The 16,667-nt window shown below is 46.4% G+C and carries 16 protein-coding genes; 8 read left to right on the top strand and 8 right to left on the bottom strand.

Annotated elements, in window-relative coordinates:
* The first annotated feature begins 47 nt into the window (after positions 1–47).
* The 5 genes from HJG54_RS29420 to HJG54_RS29400 all read left to right on the top strand — a co-directional run bounded on the left by HJG54_RS29420 (position 48) and on the right by HJG54_RS29400 (position 4,711).
* Complete coding sequence (locus HJG54_RS29420; RefSeq protein ID WP_316436641.1) at positions 48–1,409, top strand: LLM class flavin-dependent oxidoreductase; 1,362 nt, start codon at positions 48–50, stop codon at positions 1,407–1,409.
* A 148-nt stretch (positions 1,410–1,557) separates the two neighbouring features.
* Positions 1,558–2,379: a hypothetical protein gene (locus HJG54_RS29415; RefSeq protein WP_316436640.1), complete on the top strand. Its 822-nt coding sequence runs from the start codon at positions 1,558–1,560 to the stop codon at positions 2,377–2,379.
* 101 nt (positions 2,380–2,480) lie between these two features.
* The gene (locus HJG54_RS29410; protein WP_316436639.1) at positions 2,481–3,521 is read left to right on the top strand and encodes an aliphatic sulfonate ABC transporter substrate-binding protein; all 1,041 of its coding nucleotides are present in this window, start codon (positions 2,481–2,483) and stop codon (positions 3,519–3,521) included.
* 174 nt (positions 3,522–3,695) lie between these two features.
* A complete protein-coding gene (locus HJG54_RS29405; protein ID WP_316436638.1) occupies positions 3,696–3,929 on the top strand; it encodes a hypothetical protein in 234 nt (77 codons plus the stop codon).
* A 32-nt stretch (positions 3,930–3,961) separates the two neighbouring features.
* Positions 3,962–4,711: an SDR family NAD(P)-dependent oxidoreductase gene (locus HJG54_RS29400; protein WP_316436637.1), complete on the top strand. Its 750-nt coding sequence runs from the start codon at positions 3,962–3,964 to the stop codon at positions 4,709–4,711.
* A gap of 16 nt (positions 4,712–4,727) precedes the next feature.
* Here the strand turns inward: HJG54_RS29400 and HJG54_RS29395 are convergent, their stop codons facing one another.
* The 3 genes from HJG54_RS29395 to HJG54_RS29385 all read right to left on the bottom strand — a co-directional run bounded on the left by HJG54_RS29395 (position 4,728) and on the right by HJG54_RS29385 (position 7,148).
* A complete protein-coding gene (locus HJG54_RS29395) occupies positions 4,728–5,795 on the bottom strand; it encodes an NADH:flavin oxidoreductase/NADH oxidase (RefSeq protein ID WP_316436636.1) in 1,068 nt (355 codons plus the stop codon).
* Between the two features lie 296 nt (positions 5,796–6,091).
* Positions 6,092–6,583 (bottom strand): phycocyanin subunit alpha, encoded by a 492-nt coding sequence (cpcA, locus tag HJG54_RS29390; RefSeq protein WP_316436634.1) that lies wholly within the window; start codon positions 6,581–6,583, stop codon positions 6,092–6,094.
* A 43-nt stretch (positions 6,584–6,626) separates the two neighbouring features.
* Entirely contained in the window at positions 6,627–7,148 is a 522-nt protein-coding gene (locus HJG54_RS29385) for a phycocyanin subunit beta (protein ID WP_316436633.1), read from the bottom strand.
* Positions 7,149–8,486: 1,338 nt separating this feature from the next.
* On the opposite strand from HJG54_RS29385, the gene HJG54_RS29380 reads away from it, so the two are divergent.
* Positions 8,487–9,464, top strand: coding sequence for a D-2-hydroxyacid dehydrogenase (locus HJG54_RS29380; protein WP_316436632.1), 978 nt, complete (start codon positions 8,487–8,489; stop codon positions 9,462–9,464).
* Positions 9,465–10,024: 560 nt separating this feature from the next.
* Here HJG54_RS29380 and HJG54_RS29375 read toward each other — a convergent pair.
* Both HJG54_RS29375 and HJG54_RS29370 read right to left on the bottom strand, forming a co-directional pair.
* Entirely contained in the window at positions 10,025–10,927 is a 903-nt protein-coding gene (locus HJG54_RS29375) for an aldo/keto reductase (RefSeq protein ID WP_316436630.1), read from the bottom strand.
* A gap of 25 nt (positions 10,928–10,952) precedes the next feature.
* Entirely contained in the window at positions 10,953–11,549 is a 597-nt protein-coding gene (locus HJG54_RS29370; RefSeq protein ID WP_316436629.1) for a beta-class carbonic anhydrase, read from the bottom strand.
* 289 nt (positions 11,550–11,838) lie between these two features.
* Here HJG54_RS29370 and HJG54_RS29365 point away from each other — a divergent pair, with 289 nt between their 5' ends.
* Entirely contained in the window at positions 11,839–12,780 is a 942-nt protein-coding gene (locus tag HJG54_RS29365) for a TauD/TfdA dioxygenase family protein (RefSeq protein ID WP_316436627.1), read from the top strand.
* A gap of 298 nt (positions 12,781–13,078) precedes the next feature.
* On the top strand, positions 13,079–13,879 hold the full coding sequence (locus HJG54_RS29360; protein WP_316436626.1) for an SDR family oxidoreductase: 801 nt from the start codon (positions 13,079–13,081) through the stop codon (positions 13,877–13,879).
* A 321-nt stretch (positions 13,880–14,200) separates the two neighbouring features.
* Here the strand turns inward: HJG54_RS29360 and HJG54_RS29355 are convergent, their stop codons facing one another.
* The 3 genes from HJG54_RS29355 to HJG54_RS29345 form a co-directional block, all read right to left on the bottom strand.
* Positions 14,201–14,716, bottom strand: coding sequence for a Crp/Fnr family transcriptional regulator (locus HJG54_RS29355; protein ID WP_316436625.1), 516 nt, complete (start codon positions 14,714–14,716; stop codon positions 14,201–14,203).
* Between the two features lie 806 nt (positions 14,717–15,522).
* A complete protein-coding gene (locus HJG54_RS29350) occupies positions 15,523–16,167 on the bottom strand; it encodes a glutathione S-transferase family protein (RefSeq protein WP_420717427.1) in 645 nt (214 codons plus the stop codon).
* Positions 16,148–16,540: a carboxymuconolactone decarboxylase family protein gene (locus HJG54_RS29345; protein WP_316436622.1), complete on the bottom strand. Its 393-nt coding sequence runs from the start codon at positions 16,538–16,540 to the stop codon at positions 16,148–16,150. Before HJG54_RS29345 ends, HJG54_RS29350 begins: the two co-directional genes overlap by 20 nt.
* Positions 16,541–16,667 lie beyond the last annotated feature (127 nt).

Below are 16,667 nucleotides of genomic sequence, written 5' to 3'. Positions count from 1 at the left end.
CTGTCGGTAAACTAAACTCCTCACCACTCATCTCCCCTAATACTCACATGACTAAGCAACTGCATCTTGCTGGTTTTCTGATTGCTTCTCAGCTTACCCACAGCCATCCACAGTGGCGGCATCCGCGTCAGGATCTCAACTTTCTGCGTCCAGAATTCTATCAGAATATCGGGCGAATATTGGAACGAGGTAAGTTTGATTATGTGTTTTTTGCTGACGGACTGGCCGTCCCTCATCGCTATGGTGACAGTATTGCAGAAACGTTAAGGCGCGGTACCCAAGGCGCAATTTTGATTGATCCAGCCTACGTTGTTGCAACAATGGCGGTAGCAACTCAGTATATCGGATTGGGAATTACTCGATCTACAACCTATCATCAACCCTACGATCTGGCTCGCGCTTTTGCCACGCTGGATCATCTGTCTGGCGGACGAATCGCCTGGAATGTAGTCACCTCGCACAATGTTGGTGAAGCTTATAACTTTGGGCTAGAAGCGCATCTGGAGCATGAAAACCGCTATGACCGTGCCGATGAATTTGTCGAACTGACTTTCAAGCTATGGGATAGCTGGCAGGAAGACGCACTGGTGCTAGACAAAGACACGGGACTGTTTGCCGACCCGACTAAAGTGCACCACGTTAACCATCAAGGGCAGTGGTACAAGTCAAAAGGGCCGCTGACAATACCGCGTTCGCCGCAGGGTCGTCCGGTAATCATGCAGGCGGGTTCCTCGAATCGCGGCAAGGAGTTTGCGGCGCGATGGGCCGAAATTATTTTTGAAATTGATCCCACGTCAGAAGGCCGCAAAGCTTACTACGATGATGTGAAGTCTCGTGCACTCAGGTACGGGCGTAATTTCGATGATGTGAAGATATTTCCGGCAGTAATTCCGTTTATTGGAGAAACAGAAACGATTGCCCGCGAGAAGCAGGCGTTTCATAATCAGTTAGCTGACCCAATCTCTGGGTTGATTACCCTTTCCAGCCACATGGACTATGACTTCTCGCAGCATCCGCTGGATGAGCCGGTTCAAGAGATGGAAGTGGGCGGCATCAGAGGTTTATTTGAGGTGGCATTGAGGCTGAGCAAAAAGGAAGGCTTGACGCTGCGCGATATTGGCAGACTATACGCAGAAGGCATCTTGCTGCCCCATGTGGTTGGTACACCAGCTCAAATTGCCGATCAGCTAGAGGAAAGTTTCCGCAATGGTGAAGCAGATGGTTTTATCATCTCGCCTGCCTATTTACCAGGAGCGTTTGAAGAATTCGTTGAGTTTGTGGTACCAGAACTCCAGCGTCGCGGTTTGTTCCGCAAAGAGTATACGGGCCATACCCTACGTGATCATCTCGGCTTGGGTAAAGCCAATTTGATACCTTATCAACGACTCGAAGCCGCAGGTGTTCGTTGATCCTGAAAGATACGGCAGATTTCATGGCATCACAAAAAGCAATTCCAGCAGCCCCTACACAAAAAGCATTTGCAGAATATCTCTTTCATAGCTCATAGATGGTTGAGTTGATCAGAATTAGAGCAATTTCGTAATAAGAGTAGACATCATGACGACTACACTGACTTGTCCAGCCTGGACAATCGAGTTTGAAATTGAAACATTCAACCAGCTAATTGTTCAATATGCACCGCATTTACCGCTAGCCAAATTACACGAACCACGTCTACCGGCTAGCGAGCAAGAATGGCAGAAGTTCTACCTTTATCGAATTGCTGGAGCCGCCCATGATTTATTTATTGTGCAACTTTGTGCCAAAGCTCTCGACCGGCTGTTTGGGGATGATCCCGATGTGCAGCTATTGCTGAGTCGGCAAATCGGTGATGATGGTGCTCATTCGCTGGACACTAGGCAGCGAGTTTATGAACTATCTGGACATGATCCAGTTGAGGCAATCACTCAGCAGGTGCAGTGGCACTGGAATTACCTGGGCGATCTGCCAACGCGAAGCTGGTTGGGATTCATGGCTTGGGAATTGCACTATGAGCTGCATATTGTGGCAATCTTGTTGCTGACGAGTCGCTTGACCCGTATTAACGAACCTACATCTGCCCAGTATGCCTACGAACGAATTCTGCCCGATGAGTTTGCTCACCGAGCAGGCGTTGTGAACTGGTGGCAGCGAGAATATGCTCAAGCAACTCCAGGTCAGCGCTCGGAGTTAACTGTGCAGTTATTAGAGTTGGACGAAGAAATTCAGCGCCGCCGCAATTCCTATCTAAAAGATTTCTGGCAGCGTGCTCAAGCAGCCCTAGGGTTTGAAATCGAAGGCTTTGATCTGATTTATGACGCTTGGCGCAGAGAGGTGCTGTCTTATTTTCTGAAAATTCCAGCAGCGCAGTTGCCCAAACTCGTCAGTATCAACGAATAATCCGCAGCATAAACCAAATAATTGATCGAATCCTATGACCGCAATTCTAGCTGATCTCTACAATCGAGTGTTTCAGCCTAATTTGATCAACGAGGTGACATATGAAAACGCTTTCAGTCACACACTACATACGCTATGGCTATAATCGTCGCTTTTTTCTCACCGCCGCGAGTGCTTTTGCGGCATCGACTCTGTTTGCTAGCTGTGGGCATACGGACAGCCAGAGTAATGGCGAGCAGTTGCCCAAAACAGTGCGGATTGCTTGGCTGAAAGGCAACATTGGCTTCTTTGTTTTGAAGACAAAGGGCGAACTCGACAAGCGCTTCAACGATCTGGGGGTTAGCATCGAATGGTCTGAGTTTCCGACGATTCCGGTGCAACTCGAAGCCTTCAATGCGGGCAGTCTCGATTTTGGGCCGGGTGTAGATGCTTCACTAGTATTTGCTCAAGCCTCTGATGTACCGTTTGTTTATGTTACAGCCGAGCCACCTCGTCCCCAGAGTTTGGCATTTGTGGTTCACAAAGATTCACCGATTCAGAGTGTGAAAGACTTTAAGGGCAAAAAGGTAGGTTATGCGACGGGCTGGAATCTGCATTATCTCTTAGTTAAGGCGCTGGAGGCGAATGGATTGAGTCCATCTGATATTGAATCGGTCAAAATCACGGCGGCAGCAGACGGGATGGCGGCTTTTGAGTCAAGAGGGTTGGATGTACTGGCGATCTGGGACCCCTTTTATGCACTCATGGAAAAAACTATGCAGATCCGCACCGTCATTAATGGTGAAGGCTATACTGCAAATCGGGCCTATACGATTGCGACACCGACCTTTGCGCAAGAGTATCCCAATGCAATCAAAATAATTTTGGAAGAGCTGGAAAAGGTTAGTCGTTGGGCGGATCAACATCCCAAAGATGTTGCGGAATTGCTGGCTCCCCAGCTTAATATCGACAAGGATGTTCTAGAGGCTGCTTCGCGGCGGCGTCCCTATGGCGTGATTCCAGTGGATCAAAAAATCACAGATGAACAGCAAAATGTTGCTGACACATTCTTTAAGCTAGGTCTAATCAAGAAGCAAATACAGGTGAGTGAACTGGTTGCCCAAAATCCAGTATGGTTACCAGACAACATTGCTAAAAGCTAGTTGATCAGATTTAGCAATTTAACCTTGAGAGAATTATAGGATTGCATTCAGTTGAGTGCAGTGCAGTGAATCTCACTACAGAGCATTAAGTGGAAACCGTTGTACAAACTATTTGTTTTGAAAAAGAGAGCACTATGAGTTGGTCTATAATCCTTCAGCTTAGGTTATCAGCATATGTTAGATAGTCAAATCGAACGAGTATGGATCGAGGATGATTTAGTCCCAGTTTATGAACAGCAACTTGATCAGCAAGTAGATGATTCTGAGATTACTTTAAAACCACCGCTTCAAGTTGATGGAGTCGCTTCAGAGCAAATATCAGAAATATCAAGAAAAATATCAGAACAGACTAAGGTTTCTTTTATACACCAGTGTTTTAGAACGCTGCGCTGGTTTTACAGTAAGTGATGTAATCATAATTTTTGCAGAGGAGCGAATTGATGACAGCAAAGCTGAGTGATAAAGTAGCAATTGTCACCGGAGCATCATCTGGAATTGGTAAAGCAACGGCACTTGCCTTGGCCGCAGAAGGAGCACGAATCGTACTGGCGGCAAGACGAAGCGAAAAGCTGGACCAAGTGGCAGAACAGATTCAAGCGAATGGAGGCAACGCGCTGCCAATTAAAACAGATGTTACCAATCAGACGCAGGCGCAGCAATTAATCCAGAAAGCCAATGATGTGTTTGGACAGGTTGACATTTTGGTAAACAGTGCCGGTATCGCTATTTTAGGGGAAATTGATGGTGCCAATCCAGCAGACTGGCAGCGGATGTTCGATTTGAATGTTCTGGGGTTGATGTACACCACTCATGCGGTTCTACCTATATTGAAAGCGCAAAAAACAGGACATATTGTCAATATTTCCTCGGTTGCCGGTCGGATCGCTCGCGCTGGGGTTGGAGCTTACAATGCCAGCAAATGGGCAGTCAATGCTTTCTCAGAAGCACTGCGACAAGAGGTTTATCAGCATCAGATTCGCGTCACGGTGATTGAACCGGGACTGGTGGAAACCGAACTGTTTGATCACGTCACCGATCCAGTCGCCAGGCAGCATAACCTAGATCGACTACGCTCGCTTCGACCACTACAAGGCGAGGATATCGCGGCAGCAATTTTGTATGCCGTCACCCAACCCCCGCATGTCAACGTTAACGAAATTCTGATTCGACCAACCGACCAGGAGCGCTAAACATCAGCAAAAAGCATCAAATCCAAGCTCGCTGATACTGTTTGGGAGCCAAAATGGTTTGCCTCAACTGTTGAGCGGCCTGTTGTGGCCAGTACGGATCGCGTAATAATTCCCGCCCCAGCAGCACAAAATCTGCCTGCTCGGTCCGAATAATATGATCGGCTTGTTCGGCAGTCGTGATCAATCCAACAGCACCAGTGGCAACCTTGGCTTCGCGGCGAATACGTTCAGCAAATCGAGTTTGGTAACCTGGACCGACCGGCACCGTGACTCCGGGTACGAGTCCACCCGATGAGCAGTCAATCAGATCCACGCCCAAGGCTTTCAGCTTGCTGCTCAGCTCAATGCTTTGCTCGATGTCCCAGCCGTCTGCTGCCCAGTCAGTTGCAGAAATTCTTACCCATAGAGGAGATGATTCAGGAATGACATTGCGAACGGCAACGGTAATTTCTTGCAGGAGACGAGTTCGATTCTCAAAACTACCGCCATATTTATCTTGACGTTGATTGCTCAGGGGAGACAAAAACTCATGCAGCAAATAACCATGCGCCGCATGAATTTCAATCAGCTTGAAACCAGCCTCAATCGAGCGTTTGGCGGCATCAACAAATGCTTGAGTCACAGCCTGAATCTCAACCAAACTAAGCGCTTCTGGAACCGGGCTGTGATCGCTGAAAGGAATTGGGCTAGGAGCAAAAATAGGACGCCAACCACCTGCGGCCTCATCCAGAGGTTGTCCACCGATCCAAGGCTGGGCAGTGCTGGCTTTGCGTCCAGCGTGAGCAAGCTGAATTCCGGCTACAGCTCCCTGCTGCTGAATCAAGGTGACAATTCTGGCTAGGGCAACGGCATGCTGATCACTCCAGATGCCCAGATCGGTTGGACTAATTCGTCCGGCGGGTTCTACGGCTGCGGCTTCAGTAAATACCAAACCAGCTCCACCCACAGCGCGGGAGACTAAGTGCACCAAATGCCAATCGTTGGCGTAGCCTGCTTCACTGGAATACTGACACATAGGTGACACGGCAATTCGATTGCGAAAGCTAATGCCGCGTAGGGTAACTGGTTCAAATAACTGTGACATGGTCAGAACTCCTGAAGTTGGCTTTAATGTAGTCTGTCTGATCCTAGCCAAAAAGCAACCTGCTAGAGTCTGGCTGAGCTAGCTACGCTACCTGCGGTTGCAGCTCTACTCAAAAATGCGAAGCTATATCAAGCATTTCTGAATTTAGTTTACCAGCCCAAACGCTAAGAAAAACCTTTGCATAGTAAGTAAAATGATCAACCGAGTCATTTTAGCTTACTACGCAAAAGTTAGATGCGTTTGCACACTTGTAATTCGGCAATCTGTAACTCAGTCATCTACAGTCGAGTCATCGATTAGCTCAAGGCATTGATCACATAATCGATATAAGAATTCACCTCGACAGCCGGATCGCCTGATAAACCATGATTCGCTTTGATATAGCGCAATGCTTCAATGTACCAGCTTGGCGATAGCTCAAACGAGCGATTGATCTCGGCCAATCCGGCAATCAGATAGTCGTCAATTGGGCCAGTACCGCCCGCCACTAGCGCATAGGTAATGATCCGCAGATAGTAGCTGATGTCACGCACACATTTGCTCTTGCCGCGCTGATCTGACGCATAATTTGGCCCCTGCAACTGAGTCGTGTAGGGATATTTCTGATACACGGCGTTTGCAGCACCTTCAGCCAAGGTTTGGGCTGATTTAGAAAGAGCTTTGGCGGCTTCCAGGCTGACAGCGGCTTGCCGAAATCGACCAAAAGCTGTTTGAATTTCGGTGCTGCCCAAAAAGCGACCTTGAGAATCGGCGCTAGCAATCGCTTCAGTTAACGGAGTTTTGCTCATGGATTCTTTCCTGATTTACAAAATTGATTTTTGTCGCAATGGTTTAGGCAACGGCTGCGGCAGCCCGATCAAAATAGCCTGATAATTCCGCAATCAAGTTACTGCAATCACCGCGTGTGATGTTGTTTGGATCGTTAGCAATTGCAATTGAAGCTTCTTTCAGCTTTTGAATCCCCACGGCTACGGATGCTCCGGGTGTACCCAAGGCCAGATAGGTTTCCCGCAACCCATTGAGGGCACGATCATCCAACACACTGGCATCTCCAGCAAAAATAGCATAGGTAACGTAGCGCAGAATGATTTCTAGATCGCGCAAGCAAGCCGCCGCCCGCCGACTGGTGTAGGCATTGCCGCCTGGAGCAATCAGTTGAGGCTGTTCGGCAAACAGCTCGCGGGCTGCATTCGCCACAATTGTGGAAGCATTGCTGGAGATGCGATTGACGATGTCAACCCGCTTGTTGCCATCCTTGACGAGGGCCAGCAGCGCATCGATTTGATTATCACTCAGGTATTCTCCTCGGCTATCTGCCTGAGCAATCACTTTAGTGAAAGCATCTAATACCATGATTTTGACCTCCTAGTTGAGAATATGTGAATCTTAGAAGCTGTTTGAAAAGATTTCGTTGTCTAGATCCGCCCTCTAAATCCTCCACTCTGGGGAACTTTGAACAGCGATAATTCGGACAAGTTTCCCACCAGTGGGAATTGAGGAGGCTTTTCAAACAGGTTCTCAGGTAAGTGATTTGAGTGTTGAGTTCGACATCTTCTTAATTAAGCATTGATCAGACATCAATTAGATATCAGACATCAATTAGATAGATTACAAGCGATCATGTGAATCACTGCTCAACAAATGCAGCCAGATATTTCCAGAGCATGTCTCTAGCAGCGATTGATATAACAGACCGAATCTTGTGAGAGCCAAAAAGAAGATCTCGACAGTTTATGAGTATGCAACTGCAAATCGATCAGCAAGCAATTGATTTCCAACTAATGGAAACACAATCAATTCTGTTGTTTGCAATGCATCTCATAAATTGTTTATACAATATCGTTAATATCGTTTTTGTTAAGAAATGTATAATTTCTGTCCTACGATTTTGTGAGTTTAAGTTAGGGTAATGCCTTGGATTTATCGATTTTCTAAGTCAAAATAAGTAATTTTTTCTCTGTTAATAGTTGCTTTGCCTTTAAGATTATTATTGTTTTCTCAAGACAGATTGCTCTTGCAGTATGAGCCTGAGCTGATTTTAGTTTTTACAAAACCGCCTTCAAATAGAGATAATCTGAGACTCTTATCAGCATTCAAAAAACTTTTATCCACAATTTCTAACAAGCAAACTAACTTTAATCATTTTTATTTATTGAACAATTGTGCTTCGAGTTACAAGATTTCCTATTGGTCCTCATAGGCGAAAATAGAAATTGTAAATCAATTAACTAATGTGATTTGAATTACAAAATCTACATAAAAAATTGTGATTACTCTCTTTAGTAAACTCTAAATTTGTGATTTCCAAAACAGTTGTGATTGAAACTACAAAATACTGGTTGTTCTGCAATTTGATTGACAAAACTTCGCATGTGGGTGATTGAAATTGCATCTACACAAATAAAATCCGCCTTTGCGGATGATTTAGCAAAGACAGTGATTTAGCAAAGACATATTAAGTAATTCAACTTAATTAAAACCAAGATCAGGGTGTTGTCGCCCTTCAGACGGCGACACCTTTGGGTTTCATGTTTAATTATGTTGTTCTACTTAGTAAAGGCATAATCGGTGGAAAGATGCAATTTTAAACTATACTGGTACTTTTAGGCAGCAGCTAATGCTTGCACTTTGGGCAACGAAATGCCACTCTTGCCTCAAATTCTGGAAATGCATTGCGCGATTTCTAAAGCTATGAAACTACTGTTACCCAGTGAATTCGCCAGTGAGTTAATGCCTAAACTCACGCCTGATCGCTATCCCAATATTGAGCTAGCTTGGGTAGATCGGACAGGAAATTTTGAGGGAGATCCGAGCGATGCAGAGGTTTATTTCAACTGGTATTATTTAACGCCAGAGACGCTGCATAAGGTATTAGCGGCTGTGCCAAATCTACGGTGGCAGCAAACTCCGAGCGCGGGTGTCAATCATATTCTCACGCCGACATTCTTAGAGCGCAACATCATTCTCACTAATGGAGCAGGAGTATTCGCAATTCCGATTGCTGAATTTGTGCTGACCTATATACTCTATCATGCTAAAAAAGTCAGTACTTTGCAGGCTCTACAAGCTCAACGTCGCTGGCTTAGATCTGCTTCTGCCGAAGACGAGTTACCACTGCAAGAATTGACCGATGCAACCCTATTGATCATTGGCGCAGGCGGTATTGGTCAAGCCATTGCAGAGCGGGCGCGTCCGTTTGGTATGCGAGTTTGGGGATCGCGCCGCCGTCCTCAACCGCTAGCAAACTTTGAGAAAGTGGTTGGTATGAATGAATGGCAGCCGCTGCTTGCTGAAGCGGACTATGTAGTAATTGCCACTCCTTTAACTTCAGAAACAAGAGGTTTGGTCAATGAAACAGCATTAAAGACGATGCGTCCTACGGCGTATTTAATCAACATTGCACGAGGAGCGGTAGTTGATGAAACTGCTTTGATTACCGCATTACAGCAAGGCTGGATTGCCGGAGCCGGATTAGATACCTTCTGCACTGAACCGCTGCCACCGGATAGCCCATTTTGGTCGTTGCCCAACGTGTTTGTGACGCCACACTGCTCTGGTTTCTCGCCTAAAATTACCGAACGCACAATTGCTCTGTTTCTCGACAATTTATCTCGCTATCAAGCTGGCTATTGCTTGCGGAATGTAGTAGATCAAACCATAGGGTATTGAAATGTGGCGTTGCTGAATCGGCAAATGATGTCCGGATGGGGAACTTGAGTGAGACGCTCATATTGTCCGGATCGTTGCCCGACAGTGCGAGCATCTTGCTCGCAGTTTCATATCAGCATTCAGCAATGCCTGAAATGTTATTGATATAGTATTAAGCTTGTACAAACGTTTTGCAAACACCTCTACGCAGATTCTGGCTCATCAACCCGTTTTGATATATAGCTTTAGTCACATAAGTTAGGACATGGACATTGGGAACATGTCACCTTTGTAACCCTCACCCTAAATCCCTCTCCCCAAAAGCTACTGTGTATACACAAATCCTCTCAGCCAAACGGGGGCGATAAAGACTGAAACGAAATCAGTTAAAACTTATGTATAAATGTGTATACATGGTAGCCCCACAGAGGGAGCGGGACTTCAATCCGGCTCTCCTTCAGGCAGGGAGACGGGGTTGGGGGATGAGGGCAAATTTGCAAAAATGACATGCTCCCCGGACATTTTTGTGGGGGCGCTCTGCGCCCACAAAAATGTTCTAATCAAACTGACTATCGCTATAACTATGGCACTTCCTTATTCGTTGAGGCTGTCCAGATTGAAAACCACTGTTCGCGCGTTAGGTTGAGCTGTTCTGCTTTGGTGGCACTCTCGATCCGGTTCAGATTGCCGGTGCCTAAAATCGGCAGGATGCGAGATGGGTGAACCAATAACCATGCTAAAGCCACCTGATCCAGGGTTGCGTCTAACTGCTGAGCCACTGCTGCTAAAGCTTTTTGCAGCCGCACGGCTTTAGGACTATTGCCAAAGAGTTGCCCGCCGCCTAGAGGTGACCAAGCCATTGGAGCGGCTCTCAACCGCTGAAGGTGCTCGAGCGTCCCGTCGGTAAACGCATCTAGATGCATCACTGAAATCTCAATCTGATTAGTGACTAGCGGAAAATCGAGACGTGAGGCGAGCAGATCAAACTGACTGGGCGAGAAATTTGATACGCCAAAATACTGCACTTTACCGGACTGCTTCAATTCCGTGAAGGCAGCGGCGACCTGATCAGCATCCATCAGTGGATCGGGACGATGAATCAACAAAAGATCCAGATAGTCAGTGTGTAGCTGTTGCAGTGAGTGCTCGACCGATTGCAGAATATGATTGTAACTCGTGTCGTAATGTTTGATTTTATGCTCAGGACGATTTTTAGAAACAAGCTTGATGCCACATTTAGTCACTAGCTGAATACGCGAACGTGAGGCTGGATTGAGCTTTAAGGCATCGCCAAACAGCCCCTCGCAGTTGTAATCACCGTAGAGATCGGCATGATCAAACGTGGTAATTCCCAGATCAACGCACTGCTGAATCAGGCTCAACGTTTCCTGAGGTGACTGCTGCCACTCCACCATGCGCCAAACTCCCAATATCAGTCGGGAAAGGGATAGGGTTTCGGGGTAGAGCGCAATCTGTGAAATCATATAAATGCAACATAGAGGCTAAATTTCAGGCAGCTACAGAAGATTTGGCCTGACCAACTTCAGTCGCTTTGGGAACTTCAATTAACTGCCCTGTCTTCACATCATAAATGAATCCGTAGATTGGGATGGCAGCAGGCACTAACGGATGATTCCGAATTCGCTTTACATCTACATAAACGCTTTCGGCTAAATCCTTAAAAGTCAGCCAGTCGATGAATTCTGCTTCTGAAGAACCTGTGCCTCGTCCCACGTCGCGCCAGCCATTTTCGTCGATCACCGCTGTCTCCAGGCTGCTAGACAATAAGCCGCGAATAATTTCATCGGTAAATAGCTGCATACCGCAATCGGTATGGTGAATCACAAACCATTCGCGTGTCCCCAAAAGTTTATAGGAAATTATTAGGGAACGAATGGCATCATCGCTGGCCCGCCCACCAGCATTGCGAATCACATGAGCATCGCCTTCGGCTAATCCTGCATACTTGGCTGGATCGAGACGCGCGTCCATGCAGGTGAGAATTGCAAAATGACGCCCAGGAGGCAGCGGCAAATTACCCTTATCGCCAAACTCTGCTACGTAATCTCGATTAGCAGCCAACACTGCTTCCAAAACTTGATTCATAAAGACGCCTGAATTGAAACTCCGATAAATCTATGGGTTTACCGGATTTACAATGAATACTCTGTCATAAGTTCGGCTAAATGGCAAGCTTTGCAGGTTCTTCTAATCGAACAGCTTGCTTTGTAGACCAGCTTTGTGATAGCTTGCTAAAATAATGTACGATAAACCTACCAAGTTACCGTAGTTTATAATTTTGCTGATTTAACTTGCTACGGTGCGTTCTCTACAGGCTGAATCAGGTAGTAGTTGCCCTTTCAGCTCAGTTGCGCATTGAAGAACAGGAGAAAGTATGAGTTTACCAATTCAGCCAAACGTCGCTAGTCAAGCCGCCCATTTCCTTGATATTCATCCTGTTGCCGGACGGATTGGGGCAGAAATTCGCGGCATCGATTTGAGTGCCAATTTGAGTGAGGACGTGATTCGCGCAATTCGCCAAGCGCTTGTCAAATACAAGGTGATTTTCTTTCGCGCTCAGCAGCTCGATGCCAGCGGTCAGGCGGCCTTTGCTCGCCGATTCGGTCAGATTACAACCGCCCATCCGACTGTGCCTTCGCTGCCCGATCATCCCGAAATTCTAGACCTAGATTACGGCAATCGAGCTGGTCGAGCTAATCACTGGCATACGGATGTCACCTTTGTGGATCGGCCACCGCTTGGCTCAATTCTGCGGGCGATTACAATTCCTCCGGTCGGTGGAGATACCATTTGGGCCAACACCGCCACCGCTTACCAAGATTTGCCGACACCATTACAAATTTCAGCTGATCAGCTTTGGGCTGTTCACACTAATGCGTATGATTATGTTGAGGCTGCCGTGGATATTTCTGAACCACTGAGAGATTTTCACAAGGTCTTCACGTCTACTGTCTACGAAACATTACACCCGGTTGTTCAGGTTCATCCCGAATCGGGCGAACGCAGTTTGTTGCTTGGTGGTTTTGTACGGCAGTTGCAGGGACTTTCCACCACCGAATCAACTGAGATTGTGCACTTACTACAAGCCTATGTGACTCGTCCTGAGAATACGGTGCGCTGGCAGTGGCAGGCCGGTGATGTTGCCTTTTGGGATAACCGAGCCACGCAACACTATGCGATTGATGATTTTGGCAGCCAAGACCGGCACGTTCAGCGGATTACGATCGTGGGTGATTTACCTGTCAGCGTCGATGGTAGAACTAGCCAAGCGATCAAGGGCGATTCTTCGGCCTATAATCAATTACTGGTAGCCTAACTTTATTCATTACAAAACGCTCCTCACTAGTGTTGATCAACTTCTTCCACTGCGTTAATCCATCATTATCGCCAGCATTCTCTTTCGCCGGTTGAAGTTATGCAGCTGCTCTGGAGACCTACGAAAAGCAGTTTAATCTCACTTAGTAGCCAACTGCAGCTCTCTGTGGTTTTCCCCTCAGAAGGGTTACCCGTGGGGCTACAAATCGTCAATGCAAAATATCGAGGCACATTGATGCTACAGGCCACAAGAGCTTACGAAACCGTGCAGCCCTTTCAACAGCGCAGGAACTTCGATTATGAGTTTAGAATTAAATCTCAATCACAAAACAGCGATTGTTACCGGCGGCAGTGCTGGAATTGGTCTGGCAACGGCTAAAGCTCTGTACCGAGAAGGAGTCAATGTCGCAATTGTAGCTCGCAATCCAGAGCGATTAGAGACAGCAATGGAGGCAATTCAGAGCATTCCTGGACAAGGAAACAAAGTGATTGCAGTAGATGCTGATATTACTCAAGCAGAAAGCATTGCAGCGATCGTTTCGCAAACATTGGCAACCTTCGGACAGGTCGATATTTTAATCAACAATGCCGGTTCGGCGCGGGCTGGTTCATTTCTAGATTTGAGCGATGCTGCATTCATCGATGCTTGGAATCTAAAGTTACTGGGCTACATTCGCCTCGTGAAAGCCGTCGTACCCGATCAAATTCGCCGTCGCGATGGGCGAATTGTCAACATTGTTGGTGCAGCCGGACGCACGCCTCGTCCTGATTTTCTGCCTGGTGGTACCACAAATGCTGCCTTGCTGAATTTCACTCGCGGAATTGCTCTAGAACTGGCTCAGCACAATATTCGGATCAACGCGATTTCTCCAGGGCTGACTGCAACTGAACGCGCTGAACAGTTAGCCCAGCAGCAGGCAGAAGTACGCCAGATCAGTGTCGAAGAGTTTAAGGCCAATGCCCTAAAAGCAATTCCGTTAGGTCGATTGGTACAGCCGGAAGAAATTGCCAATTTGGTGCTGTTTTTGGTGTCGGATCTGGCTGCTTCGATTACCGGAACTGAAATTCTGGTGGATGGAGGTCAAACACCTGGAGTTTAGCTATTAGGCATGCTGCAATCAATATCAAGAAAAGGGTTGCGGGACGCATAGCTCAAGCTCTCAGAAGCGATTGGAATAAAGATACAGCGTTTTTCATTCATGTGAGGTGGGGCGTGGGGCGAAGCTCCCACCTCCCACACGGGGGCAGTGCCTCTGCACCCCGTTTTTCGTACTTCACTAGCCTGAAAAAGTCTGTAAACGTAAACTAAATCAAAACTAAGTCAAAACTAAATTGAGACAAACGAAATCAGCAAAAGCAAAAAGAAAGGACACCTTGACGGCGTCCTGATTAGGAGATTGAGGATATACCAGGAAACAAAGCTAAATTTCGTAGTGCCAAGGGTCTGCTTCACACAGCACTATTCGCTTCAGGGGGAAATATTTAATCACACCCTGTTGCTCAAATTGGTTCAGAATTCGTGTCACAGTGACACGGGTTGTACCAATGGATTCTGCTATATCCAGATGAGTCAACCGCAAATCGATTAGCCGTCCCTGTGGAGTATCGCTACCAAAACGCTCGGATAGCCAATTCAAAAATCTGAGCAGCATCAGATCTACCCGCTTATAGCTACGAATTTGCATCAGGTTCTCCAGTTGATTCATATGCTCTAGCAACACAGATGGATAATTCGATAGGTTGGCAATCGGCACAGGTGTTACTTTAACTTTTGTCATGGATTCGATTTGACAAGTGTCAGTTTGAGTAAATGGCTTACCCACTATTTCTCCATCTCCCCAAATTCCTAAAACTACAGTTGTACCGTCTTCTAACCAGGTTAAGCAGCGCACAAATCCTGATTCAATTTGCCATAGGTGGTCGAACTTAGTAGGCAAAAGTGAACGAGCTGCAAATGTTATAGGCGCTTGAGGTCTAGAGATTTGAGATCTAGACGAGAATAGTGTAGAAGATGTTGCCATAATTACGAGCAAGATTGCGTAAGTGGGGTTTTCTGAATCGGTTCAAAAACATGCATAAATAAACGACAGGACCTCCATCGCCCTCGTACTGAAGCATTCAACATTTGACAATGGCCACCTCTCTGACCTTGCGCCTGATAGAAGCGACAGTGCTGACAGCAAAACTGCAAAGAGGAAATGGAACTCATATCAGCACCTTCACGTGATCATTGCTTAAATTACTAGAGTTTGAACCTTGCCATTACGGTAATTGCGGCTAAAAAGCTCAGAAACAGGACTGCAATGGAGAGGAATGCTTATTGTGAGGCCAGATTGGGTAGATCAGATTGAGGATAAAACAACCGGCGCAGATTTTAACCCTTGATTCTGCGAAAGTATGCTCAGCCGCGCCTTATTCCGCCGTTGATTTTGCCATTGTGTAAAACTGCTAACTTTTTCTCTTAATAGGCCGCTCAAAAATACAGTAAGTCAGTCGATTTTTAGGAGTTAACAGTAGATTGTACTGTAACATGTTGATTTACAGAAAACAAGCTCTCTAATTCAAAGCGGCCTATAATTAAATTCTTATAAAAACACTGTAAATCTATCGAAACACCATAGCATTGTTAAAGTGGCTGTCGTTCCAGAGACAAATTCTGACAAGATTCACTTGTGAACGTTTAGTATCCAGCATTCGCGAGTAAATGAGTGAAAGACTAGTAATAACGCTAGAAGCAGTCAATCTAGTGTTGTCCTGCCCCTACAGGCTTAGCCGTAGGCTCACCCCAAATTTTGCTAAATCGCTCGATATAGAAGTCAGTTGAATCAGCGACTGTTCGAACCGATTCGCGATTGCTTACCGCTTCCCACCATTGCTGTAAACGCGGCGTCTCAGCGAGCAGCCTGAACTGACGGAAATGCTCTAGCTCCGGCAACCGCTCAAACCAGGGATAAAAACTAATATCCACTAAACTAAATGAGTTGCCTAACCAATAATTGCCGCTTTTTATCGCCAATCCCTCCTGCTCAATGTACAACAGCACGTCTAGCAACTTGCTGCGCCCCTGTTCTTGCTCCTGCCTATTTTTTCCGTGTAGAAGCTTGTTAAAGGCAGGCACAAGGCGTGTATTAGCGTAATCAATCCAGATGCGAGCAATGGCTTTGGCAGCCGGATTGCGAGGTGGCAGCGGCGGTTCTGGAAATACCTCATCGAGATACTCGTTGATAATGGCCGACTCGTAAATCGCAACATCGCCATGCTGAATTGCCGGCTCTCTGCCATAACGAGAAATGCTGAGAAAATCGGCAGGTTTCTGCTGCAAGTCGATTTCAATCGATTTTCTAATATTTGCAATCCAAACTGTGATCCTACGTCTTAAATTGTGCATCGACTGGAACCTGATAGCCATTAGCTAACCGATTCGTTGTATTAGCTAGGGCTACAATAGACAGTAATTCGCCCAGCAAGGTTTCACTCATGCCTTGATTGCGAGCAGCAGCAGTATGGGAGGCAATGCAATATTCGCAGCCATTAGTGACGCTGACGGCGATATAGATTAACTCTCGCATCAACGGATCTAGTTCTCCTGGACTAGTCATTATATCTTTTACGGATTCCCATGTTCGTTTCAGCGTGGGTGGATGATTGGCGAGTGCTTTCCAGAAGTTGTTGATTCGATCAGTTTGTCGCGTCGCGCAGATGTCATCGTACACTGTCCGTACTTCGTCGCTTGCGTCCTCATATTCAATGAACTGACTCATATCTAAACTCTACCTCGACTGACTAATCATAAACTTCAGTAAACCTATCGATTGACTGAATAAATTATTTTAATCTACGGTAAAACTATCAAGTAACCGGATATTATCTTAATATTAAGGAAAGAAT

The organism is Leptolyngbya sp. NK1-12 (assembly GCF_032598965.1).
Taxonomy (GTDB): domain Bacteria; phylum Cyanobacteriota; class Cyanobacteriia; order Elainellales; family Elainellaceae; genus Elainella.
This window is presented reverse-complemented; position numbering and strand designations above follow the sequence as displayed.

What these genes read in the sequence shown, in the direction of transcription:
- HJG54_RS29370 (WP_316436629.1), bottom strand. Translation starts at nt 11,549, where the DNA reads ATGAATCAAGTTTTGGAAGCAGTGTTGGCTGCTAATCGAGATTACGTA.
- HJG54_RS29365 (WP_316436627.1), top strand. Translation starts at nt 11,839, where the DNA reads ATGAGTTTACCAATTCAGCCAAACGTCGCTAGTCAAGCCGCCCATTTC.
- HJG54_RS29380 (WP_316436632.1), top strand. Translation starts at nt 8,487, where the DNA reads ATGAAACTACTGTTACCCAGTGAATTCGCCAGTGAGTTAATGCCTAAA.
- HJG54_RS29395 (WP_316436636.1), bottom strand. Translation starts at nt 5,795, where the DNA reads ATGTCACAGTTATTTGAACCAGTTACCCTACGCGGCATTAGCTTTCGC.
- HJG54_RS29405 (WP_316436638.1), top strand. Translation starts at nt 3,696, where the DNA reads ATGTTAGATAGTCAAATCGAACGAGTATGGATCGAGGATGATTTAGTC.
- HJG54_RS29375 (WP_316436630.1), bottom strand. Translation starts at nt 10,927, where the DNA reads ATGATTTCACAGATTGCGCTCTACCCCGAAACCCTATCCCTTTCCCGA.
- HJG54_RS29410 (WP_316436639.1), top strand. Translation starts at nt 2,481, where the DNA reads ATGAAAACGCTTTCAGTCACACACTACATACGCTATGGCTATAATCGT.
- HJG54_RS29420 (WP_316436641.1), top strand. Translation starts at nt 48, where the DNA reads ATGACTAAGCAACTGCATCTTGCTGGTTTTCTGATTGCTTCTCAGCTT.
- HJG54_RS29400 (WP_316436637.1), top strand. Translation starts at nt 3,962, where the DNA reads ATGACAGCAAAGCTGAGTGATAAAGTAGCAATTGTCACCGGAGCATCA.
- HJG54_RS29345 (WP_316436622.1), bottom strand. Translation starts at nt 16,540, where the DNA reads ATGAGTCAGTTCATTGAATATGAGGACGCAAGCGACGAAGTACGGACA.
- HJG54_RS29385 (WP_316436633.1), bottom strand. Translation starts at nt 7,148, where the DNA reads ATGGTATTAGATGCTTTCACTAAAGTGATTGCTCAGGCAGATAGCCGA.
- HJG54_RS29360 (WP_316436626.1), top strand. Translation starts at nt 13,079, where the DNA reads ATGAGTTTAGAATTAAATCTCAATCACAAAACAGCGATTGTTACCGGC.
- HJG54_RS29415 (WP_316436640.1), top strand. Translation starts at nt 1,558, where the DNA reads ATGACGACTACACTGACTTGTCCAGCCTGGACAATCGAGTTTGAAATT.
- HJG54_RS29350 (WP_420717427.1), bottom strand. Translation starts at nt 16,167, where the DNA reads ATGCACAATTTAAGACGTAGGATCACAGTTTGGATTGCAAATATTAGA.
- cpcA (WP_316436634.1), bottom strand. Translation starts at nt 6,583, where the DNA reads ATGAGCAAAACTCCGTTAACTGAAGCGATTGCTAGCGCCGATTCTCAA.